Origin of the sequence: Pseudomonas sp. P1.31 (assembly GCF_001269815.1) — a bacterium.
In the GTDB taxonomy this organism is placed as follows: Bacteria; Pseudomonadota; Gammaproteobacteria; order Pseudomonadales; family Pseudomonadaceae; genus Aquipseudomonas; species Aquipseudomonas rustica.
In genome coordinates this window covers 64,382-72,990 of the sequence record NZ_LHVN01000038.1, presented here as the reverse complement: position 1 = coordinate 72,990, position 8,609 = coordinate 64,382, and the positions used below count along the sequence as shown (strand labels likewise).

The 8,609-nt window shown below is 60.3% G+C and carries 8 protein-coding genes; all 8 read right to left on the bottom strand.

The annotated features are described in order from the left end of the window. Positions 1 to 56 precede the first annotated feature (56 nt). Positions 57 to 1,868, bottom strand: coding sequence for a S9 family peptidase (locus AD669_RS24675; RefSeq protein ID WP_053124436.1), 1,812 nt, complete (start codon positions 1,866 to 1,868; stop codon positions 57 to 59). Then, positions 1,834 to 2,994 carry a pyrroloquinoline quinone biosynthesis protein PqqE gene (gene pqqE / locus AD669_RS24670; protein WP_053124434.1) on the bottom strand — a complete coding sequence of 387 codons (1,161 nt, stop codon included), beginning with the start codon at positions 2,992 to 2,994 and terminating at the stop codon, positions 1,834 to 1,836. The genes AD669_RS24675 and pqqE overlap by 35 nt, the downstream gene beginning before the upstream one ends. Then, positions 2,966 to 3,241 (bottom strand): pyrroloquinoline quinone biosynthesis peptide chaperone PqqD, encoded by a 276-nt coding sequence (gene pqqD / locus AD669_RS24665; protein WP_007910068.1) that lies wholly within the window; start codon positions 3,239 to 3,241, stop codon positions 2,966 to 2,968. Before pqqD ends, pqqE begins: the two co-directional genes overlap by 29 nt. Continuing rightward, the gene (gene pqqC / locus AD669_RS24660; RefSeq protein ID WP_003228879.1) at positions 3,238 to 3,990 is read right to left on the bottom strand and encodes a pyrroloquinoline-quinone synthase PqqC; all 753 of its coding nucleotides are present in this window, start codon (positions 3,988 to 3,990) and stop codon (positions 3,238 to 3,240) included. The genes pqqD and pqqC overlap by 4 nt, the downstream gene beginning before the upstream one ends. Before the next feature lie 136 nt (positions 3,991 to 4,126). Beyond that, on the bottom strand, positions 4,127 to 5,038 hold the full coding sequence (pqqB, locus tag AD669_RS24655) for a pyrroloquinoline quinone biosynthesis protein PqqB (protein ID WP_053124431.1): 912 nt from the start codon (positions 5,036 to 5,038) through the stop codon (positions 4,127 to 4,129). Positions 5,039 to 5,119: 81 nt separating this feature from the next. Continuing rightward, positions 5,120 to 5,194 carry a pyrroloquinoline quinone precursor peptide PqqA gene (gene pqqA, locus AD669_RS28300; protein WP_003422658.1) on the bottom strand — a complete coding sequence of 25 codons (75 nt, stop codon included), beginning with the start codon at positions 5,192 to 5,194 and terminating at the stop codon, positions 5,120 to 5,122. 156 nt (positions 5,195 to 5,350) lie between these two features. Further along, positions 5,351 to 7,765, bottom strand: a complete 2,415-nt coding sequence (pqqF, locus tag AD669_RS24650) for a pyrroloquinoline quinone biosynthesis protein PqqF (RefSeq protein WP_053124430.1) — start codon at positions 7,763 to 7,765, stop codon at positions 5,351 to 5,353. 38 nt (positions 7,766 to 7,803) lie between these two features. Then, positions 7,804 to 8,598, bottom strand: a complete 795-nt coding sequence (locus AD669_RS24645; protein ID WP_053124427.1) for a carbon-nitrogen hydrolase family protein — start codon at positions 8,596 to 8,598, stop codon at positions 7,804 to 7,806. Between the last annotated feature and the right edge of the window lie 11 nt (positions 8,599 to 8,609).

Here is an 8,609-nt window from a genome sequence, read left to right as displayed (position 1 = left end):
ATTTGAGGATCAGGATCAAAAGATCGCAGCGTGCCGCAGCTCCTACAGGGAAGGTTTCAGTCTGTTAAGCCCATCACCCGCCGATAGAACTTCCACTCCTGCTCCAGCGCATGCGCCTGATTGGCCGCGCGGCGGAAGCCGTGGCGTTCGTCGGGGTAGTAATGGGCTTCGACCGGGATTCCGTTCTGTTCCAATGCCGTGACCATGTCGCGGGTCTGTTGCGGGACAACCACCGCGTCCAGTTCACCCTGAAAGAAGATCACCGGCACGCGGATGTTGTTGGCGTGCAGTAATGGCGTGCGGGCGGCGTAGCGTTCGGCGTCTTTTTCGGGATCGCCAATGAGCCAGTCCAGATAATCGCCTTCGAACTTGTGCGTCGCCCGAGCCAACGCCACCGGGTCGCTGACGCCGTAGAGGCTGGCGCCCGCACGGAACACCTGCTTGAACGCCAGCGCACACAACGTTGTGTAACCGCCCGCGCTGCCGCCACGAATGAATGCCCGTTCGCCGTCGATCAAGCCTTGGTCGGCAAGATACGCGACGACGGCACAAGCATCTTCGACATCCACCTCGCCCCAGCTCAAATGCAACGCCTGACGATATTCCCGGCCATAACCGCTGCTGCCGCGATAGTTGAGATCGGCGACGGCGAAGCCGCGTTGCGTCCAGTACTGGATGCGCGGGTCGAGCATCGGATAGCAGGCCGATGTCGGGCCGCCGTGGATGAACACCACCAGCGGTGGTTTCGTCTCTCCGCTCATGGCTGGATAAAAGAACCCGTGCGCCTCACCCGATCCACTCGGATAACGCAACGTTTGCGGACGGCTGATGCGTTCGGCAGGCAAAGGCGCGACGCCACCGGCCAGCACTTGCACTTCACGCGTCTCACGATCAATGGTGATGACCGCCGCAGGGCTGATCGGCGAGGCGGCGATGCAGTAAATAAACTGCGCATCCAAAGCCAGATGACGGAAGCGGCTGTAGTCGCCGGTGTAATCTTCATCGCCCAAAGTCAGGCGACCAAAACCACCTTCACTCCAACTGGCTAAAACCGAATCTTCTACAGGCAACCAGGTGCAGCCGCCCAACTGCCACGGCGCCGGAGCATGATCGGCCGGCGCGGCAGGCAGTGGCGCCAAACCGTCAGAAGTCTCAGCCCACGGCTGCCAGAATCCACCGCGATCGGTCAGGCAATACAGCCGACCTTCAGCGTCAAATCGTGGCTGTTGAATGGACTCTTCGACCTCATCGCCAGCAACGCAGCGCGGCGAACCAAAGGCGCCGTCAGCCAAGCGTTCAGCCACCATCAACCGCGTCGACGTCCACGGCTGATGCGGCCGGCTCCACTCGACCCACGCTAAACGCTGGCCATCCGGGCTGATAGTGGGCGCAGCATAAAAATCCGCGCCCTCGACCAATAAATGCCGCGCGCCGTCAGCCAGATCAATTGCCACCAACCGATGCTGATCGCGCAGTTCTTCCACCGCCAGCACCTTGCCATTGGCAAAATGCAGATCGCCGTAACGACAATCACCCGAGGTCAGCGCCTCAGGCGCTCCATCCAGCGTCTGCCGATACAACTGCTGATCCGCCTCAGCGACGAAAACCACCCCGTCCGGCGTCAGACAAAACGCACCACCGCCATATTCGTACACGCGACTGCGTACGCTGAAGCCATCCGGCGTCAGACGTTTCGCCACACCATCGCGCCAATGCCAGATCCGGCACGCGGCATCTTCCGGGCGATATTCATTCCAGAACAGACCATTGGCGCCGAGTTGCAACTCGGCGAAGTCCATGCCGGCAGCGACGGCTTGCGAGGCGCTGAATGGCTCAGCCCTTGGCGATGAGGCGTGAGTTTCGTTCATTGCGGAAGGCCAGTTGTTCGATGGTTTGGGTGGCGGTCTCGGCTTCTTCGCGGGCCTTGAGAATCACGCCGTGGTGTTCGGATTTGCTGCACACCGGGTCGGCATTGCTCGCATCACCGGTGAGCATGAATGCCTGGCAGCGGCAGCCGCCGAAGTCTTTTTCTTTCTCGTCGCAGGAGCGGCACGGCTCGGGCATCCAGTCGTAACCGCGAAAGCGGTTGAAGCCGAACGAGTCGTACCAGATGTGTTGCATGCTGTGATCGCGCACATTGGGAAATTGCACCGGCATCTGCCGGGCGCCGTGGCAGGGCAGGGCGGTGCCGTCCGGCGTGACCGTCAGAAAGATATTGCCCCAACCGTTCATGCAGGCTTTCGGGCGTTCTTCGTAGTAATCCGGGGTGACGAAAATCAGCTTGCACGGATGCCCTTCGGCTTCCAGCTTGGCGCGGTATTCGTTGGTGATGCACTCGGCACGCACCAGTTGTTCCTTGGTCGGTAACAGGCCGACACGATTGAGCTGCGCCCAACCATAGAACTGGCAAGTGGCGAGCTCGACGAAGTCGGCTTCGAGCGCAATGCACAGCTCGATGATGCGGTCGATCTTGTCGATGTTGTGCCGATGGGTGACGAAATTCAGCACCATCGGATAACCGTGGGCCTTCACCGCGCGGGCCATTTCCAGCTTCTGCGCGAAGGCTTTTTTCGAACCGGCGAGCAGGTTGTTCACTTGCTCGTCGCTGGCCTGGAAACTGATCTGGATGTGATCGAGACCAGCCTTCTTGAAGTCGCTGATTTTCTGCTCGGTCAGGCCGATGCCGGAGGTAATCAGGTTGGTGTAGAAACCCAACTGCCGTGCTTCATGAATCAACTCGGCGAGATCCTGGCGCACCAGCGGCTCGCCACCGGAAAAGCCCAGTTGCGCAGCGCCCATCTCCCGCGCCTCGCGAAACACCTTGATCCATTGTTCTGTGCTCAGCTCTTTGCCCTGCTCGGCAAAATCCAGCGGATTGGAGCAGTACGGGCATTGCAGCGGGCAGCGGTAGGTCAGCTCGGCGAGCAGCCACAGCGGCAGGCCGATTTCAGGCTTGGGCGGCAGATCAGGCAAGTTCGATCCAGTGCTGTGCACGGGCAACCTCCATGAATTGCTCGATGTCATCACCGAGCTCAGGCACGCCGGGGAACTGCTCATCGAGCTTGGCAATGATCGCCGCAACGTCGCGTTCGCCGTCGATCAAACCGCCGATCAGCGCGGCGCTGTCGTTGAGTTTGATCATGCCTTCGGGGTAAAGCAGCACGTGACCTTTTTGCGCCGGTTCGTACTGGAAGCGGTAGCCGGGACGCCAGGTCGGGACTTTGCTGCGATCGAAACTCATAAGGTGATTCCTTTATGCCAGACGCGTTGTTCGGTCACGCTGTGATACGGCGGGCGGTTCAGTTCGTAGGCCATGCTCATGGCATCGAGCATGCTCCAAAGAATGTCCAGTTTGAACTGGAGAATTTCCAGCATGCGCTCCTGGCCTTCGCGCGTCTTGTAGTGCTCGAGCGTGATCGCCAGACCATGCTCGACATCACGCCGTGCCTGACCGAGGCGGGTGCGGAAATATTCGTAACCGGCGGGGTCGATCCACGGGTAATGCTGCGGCCAGCTGTCGAGGCGCGACTGGTGGATCTGCGGCGCGAACAGTTCAGTCAGCGAGCTGCTGGCGGCTTCTTGCCAACTGGCGCGGCGGGCAAAGTTGACGTAGGCGTCGACGGCGAAACGCACGCCGGGCAATACCAATTCCTGGGAGCGCAGTTGATCCGGGTCGAGACCGACCGCTTGACCGAGGCGCAGCCAGGCTTCGATGCCGCCGTCTTCACCGGGGGCACCGTCGTGATCGAGCAGACGTTGAATCCATTCGCGGCGGATTTCCCGGTCGGGGCAATTGGCGAGGATCGCCGCGTCTTTCAGGGGGATGTTCACCTGATAGTAGAAGCGGTTAGCGACCCAGCCCTGAATCTGCTCGCGGGTGGCGCGGCCTTCATACATCGCCACGTGATACGGGTGGTAGATGTGGTAGTAGGCGCCTTTGGCGCGCAGGGCTGCTTCGAATTCGGTGGGGGACAGCGGGGTGTCAGTCATTGCGGTTCTCCGGGGAACAACCGTTGGAATCCTGGGTGTCTGTTCGGACGCCTTCGCGAGCAAGCTCGCTCCCACAGGTTTTGTGTACGCCACAGATCCAGTGTGGGAGCGAGCTTGCTCGCGAAGAGGCCGGTCGCTACAACACAATACTCATGCCATCGAACGCCACTTCAACATTACGCCGAGCCAGTTCAGCACGCTCCGGCGAATCTTCGTCGAGAATCGGGTTGGTGTTGTTGATGTGGATAAGTACTTTGCGCTGCTCCGGCAACTGCTCCAGCACTTCGAGCATGCCGCCAGGCCCGTTCTGTGCCAGATGACCCATCTCACGGCCAGTACGCGTGCCGACGCCACGGCGCTGCATTTCATCGTCATCCCACATCGTGCCGTCGACCAACAGGCAATCGCTGCTTGCCATGATCTCCAGCAACGGCGCATCGACCTTGCCCAGACCCGGCGCGTAGAACAATTTACCGCCAGTCTTCAGGTCTTCGACGATCAAGCCAATGTTGTCGCCCGGGTGCGGATCGAAGCGGTGCGGCGAGTACGGCGGCGCGGCACTGCGCAATGGCAGCGGGGTGAAACGCAGGTTCGGGCACGCCGCCACAGTGAAGCTCTGGTCGAGTTCGATGCGGTTCCAGTCCAGCCCGCCGTTCCAATGGGTGAGCATCTTGAACAGCGGGAAACCGGTGCTGAGGTCTTCGTGAACCATGTCCGTGCACCAGACCTGATGCGGGCAGCCTTCGCGCAGGCTGAGCAGGCCGGTGGTGTGGTCGATCTGGCTGTCCATCAGGATGATCGCGCTGATGCCGGTGTCACGCAGGGCGCGGCCCGGTTGCATCGGGGCGAAGCTTTGCAGCTGCGCGCGGATGTCTGGCGAGGCGTTGCACAGCACCCAGTTCACGCCGTCATCGGAAATCGCGATGGACGATTGGGTGCGGGCCTTGGCATTCAGGCTGCCGTCGCGAAAACCTGCGCAGTTGACGCAGTTGCAGTTCCACTGCGGAAAACCGCCGCCAGCGGCCGAACCCAGAATCTGGACGAACATGAACACTCCATCATTTCAACGCGGAAAATAAAACGCCCCGGCGAGCCGAGGCGTTGCACTGCAGTTCTATGTAAGCAGAACTCAGCGGCTGGCGAAGTACATGGTGACTTCGAAGCCGATACGCAGGTCGGTGTAAGCCGGTTTTGTCCAGGACATGGTGTGTCTCCTCAGGGTGGGTGGGATAGCGCTGTCCATAGTTATAGTCCACGGCAGCGCAGAGATGTTCCAAATAGTTAGGCTGCTATGTTACTCAAAATGTCACCGGGTTTGCCCGTGAATCTTTGAGAAAGCTCCTTGCAGCCTCGGTAATGATCAATTTGCTGCTTGCCATGGCGCGCCGGGCGCGGAATCGGTGGCGAGGCAGCGGTAGCCGCCTTCGGCGTTGATCAAATGCTGTGCAGCCGTGAGCAAAGTCTGGCGATCGAGTTGGCCGATGGCAGCGCTCAGTTGCTCAAGATAATCCGACGAGTGGCCAGCGAGTTTCGCCTGCCACAGCAATTCGGCGGCGTCCTTGCTGGACAGGTTGGCGTCGTTGAATTGATCGCTGAGGTTTTGCCGGTGCTGGCTGAGACTGGTGTCATCGTGGGATTCGATCAACGCAGGGAGACCTTCGCTGAATGCTTGAACGTGGCCAAGTATTTCCAGCGCTGAGGCGGAGGGCGATTGCACGCCGAATACGATTGCGGTCTGGCCGTGTATCTGGCGCAAGGCGCTGAATACCGCGTAACCCAGTTTTAACTCAACGCGCAGGCGCTGGTAGAACGGGGGCTGGACAATCAGCGCGAGCAGTCGCCATGCCGCTTCGTCGGTAGTGCTGCGACTGGCAGTCGGGCAGCACAACAGCACGGCGTGTTCGCTGGATGCGCTGTCGATCTGGCGCCATAACCGTCGGCTGTCGAGCGCTGACGGAGCAGGCAATTGGTTGTCCGGCGTACCGGGAATGCGGCTCAGAGCGAGGCCCATGGCTGATTGGGTTTGCTGATTGAGGCCCAAGGCGAGGCCGTCCCACCGAGAAGTTGTCCACAGCTGTTTTGCATCGTCAGCCGTTGGTACAGGCTCCAGACAAAACTCCGGTAAGGCATTTATCAGTTGGCGGATAGGCATCAACGGCGTTTCTGGCGCGCTGCGTGGGGAATCGGCATCAACCGCTGTCAGAGATTTCAGCGAGTGCTCGAGGACATTGGGCATCGGCTCCTGCAAACCGGTGAGCTTCAGCAGCCATTGATTGCCAGTGGCGCTGAAAGACAGCTCGACGCCGGCCTCGCGCGCGTCCTGCTGAGTTTGCTGAAGACTGCGCTGCGAGCGCGAATGCAGATCAGCGCTGGCGGCGGCCTCAACCTGCCAGCGTAGATAAATCGCGCCCTCATCACTGTTGTCCGGCAACGCTTGGCTGAATTGCATCGGCGACCGCTCACGACGACCGCGCGAGCGATCCTGAGCAAACGTGCGCAAACCTCGGTGGGCGCTGGTCTGGCCGCGAATCAGCCCGGCATTGGCCAACGGTTCATTGGCGCGCAGGAAAGGATTGGCTGCGGGCAGATGCCAATGACCGCTGAAGTTATCCACAGTGCCGATTTCGCCGAGGATCTGTGCGAGGGCCTCAACGCCTTTATCGGACAGGCCGATTTCCAATTGTTCACTGTCGAGCCGCGCCCGTTGCAGCGCGCCGCTGACTTGCTGCTGACGTTCAAGCAGGGCCGCGTATTCTTTGCGCAGTGCCGCCCAATCCTGCTGAGCGAAGAAACTCAGCCAATCGAGTAGTTGTTCGCGAATGGCGTTTAACGATTCCGCTCGAGCGGTGAATTCCAGATGCAGAAACGCTTGCCCGTTGAAGTGATAAACCGGCGTGGCTTTCAAGCCATCTGCCAGTTTTTGCTCCTGCAAATGCGCGAGCAGCCCGCCGGGTTTGGCGCTGTTCAGCCAATGGCAGAGAAACACCAAAGCCTCGACGGATGACTCAGGCAAGGCATCAAACGCAAACAGCAAATTGCCGCGTCGCTCACTGACCTGTTGATAACTTTTTACCGCCAGCGGCACGGTTGCCGCCTGCGTAACGTTATCCCCAACCGGCAAAGCCGCCGCGAATTGCTCAGCGAGCGCTTTCAACTCTTCGAGGCTCTGCGGCCCGACCAAGCTCAGTGTCATCTGCCTGGTCTGATAAAACTGCTGATGGAAATCTTTGAGCGCTTGTTGAAACGCAGCCTGCTCAACGTGCAGGCTATCGCGATTCCCCGCATGAAACCCGCGCAATGGATGTTCAGCCGGTAACCCTTCAAACAAGGAAAACTGCTGCTGCGCTGCAGGATCCTGCGACCAGGCGACAAATTCCGCCTGCAACACTTCCCGTTCCCGCAACTGATCGTCCAGATTCATACACGGTTTGGCGAGCATGTCTGACAGACGCTCCAGCCCTGCGCCGAACGAGCGCGTCGGCAACTCAAAGAAAAAGTCAGTGGTGCGTTCGCGCGTGCTGGCATTGACCTGGCCACCGTGACCTTGCACGTAGGCCATCAGCCCTTCGCTCGTAGGAAAACGCTCGGTGCCGAGAAACAGCAAATGCTCGAGAAAATGCGCCAGCCCCGGCCACTCCAGCGGCACGTCATGGCTACCGGCAGCCACGCGCAACGCGGCGGCGCTGCGCTTCAGGCCGGGCACATGACGCAGGGTCACACGCAAGCCGTTGGCCAGGGTTTCAGTGTGGGGGCGGGGGTGAGTCGGCGCAGGCATGGGCACTTCCAGAACAGTGAAGTGCCAATGCTAGCGGATTAGCGTCGGTTCAGCGCGCCGTAAAGCTCCGGGCGGCGATCGCTGAGGTAGCGGTTGGCGGCGCGGGAGTCGAGCATCAACTGTCGATCCAGTTCGCCGATGATCAGCGCTTCGTCGAGTCCGGCCTGAGCGATGCGGCTGCCATCCGGTGCGGCGAGGCTGCTTTGCCCGCAGTAGTGGATGTCGCCTTCGCTGCCGCAATAGTTGGCGTAGGCCACGTAGCACTGGTTTTCGAAGGCGCGCGAACGCACGGTGACGTCAGCAACGAAATCGAACGGAATCATGTTCGCCGTCGGCACCACAATCAGCTCGGCGCCAGCGAGCGCCAAACGGCGGGTGTTCTCGGGAAACTCCAGGTCGTAGCAGATCAGGAAACCGAGCTTCCAGCCGTTGAGTTCGACGATCGGAAAATCATCGTCGCCGGGGCTGAACATCGAGCGATCCAGATCACCGAACAGATGCGTTTTGCGGTAATTGCACAAGCGCTCGCCGTGCGAATCGATCAGTTGCACGGCGTTGTAAATCTGCCCGTCGGCGGTGCGTTCCGGATAGCCATAAACAATCGCCAGACCCGCAGCCTTGGCGATCCGCCCGATCTGCTGCGCCCATTCACCGTTGTAGACCTCGGCCAAGGTGCTGACCGCTTCGGCGCCAATGTTGTAGCCGGTCATGAACATCTCCGGCAGCACCAGCAGGTCGGCGCCCTTGGCCTCCATCGCTACTTGATGCAGGCGTTGCAGGTTGGCGGCGGGTTCCAGTGGCAGCGGTGGACATTGGTAAAGGGCTACACGCATCAGGGATTCCT

Bases quoted from the DNA above. Each gene is read 5' to 3' on its own strand.
- AD669_RS24645 (WP_053124427.1), bottom strand. From the start codon at position 8,598: ATGCGTGTAGCCCTTTACCAATGTCCACCGCTGCCACTGGAACCCGCC.
- pqqF (WP_053124430.1), bottom strand. From the start codon at position 7,765: ATGCCTGCGCCGACTCACCCCCGCCCCCACACTGAAACCCTGGCCAAC.
- pqqD (WP_007910068.1), bottom strand. From the start codon at position 3,241: ATGAGTTTCGATCGCAGCAAAGTCCCGACCTGGCGTCCCGGCTACCGC.
- pqqC (WP_003228879.1), bottom strand. From the start codon at position 3,990: ATGACTGACACCCCGCTGTCCCCCACCGAATTCGAAGCAGCCCTGCGC.
- pqqB (WP_053124431.1), bottom strand. From the start codon at position 5,038: ATGTTCGTCCAGATTCTGGGTTCGGCCGCTGGCGGCGGTTTTCCGCAG.
- AD669_RS24675 (WP_053124436.1), bottom strand. From the start codon at position 1,868: ATGAACGAAACTCACGCCTCATCGCCAAGGGCTGAGCCATTCAGCGCC.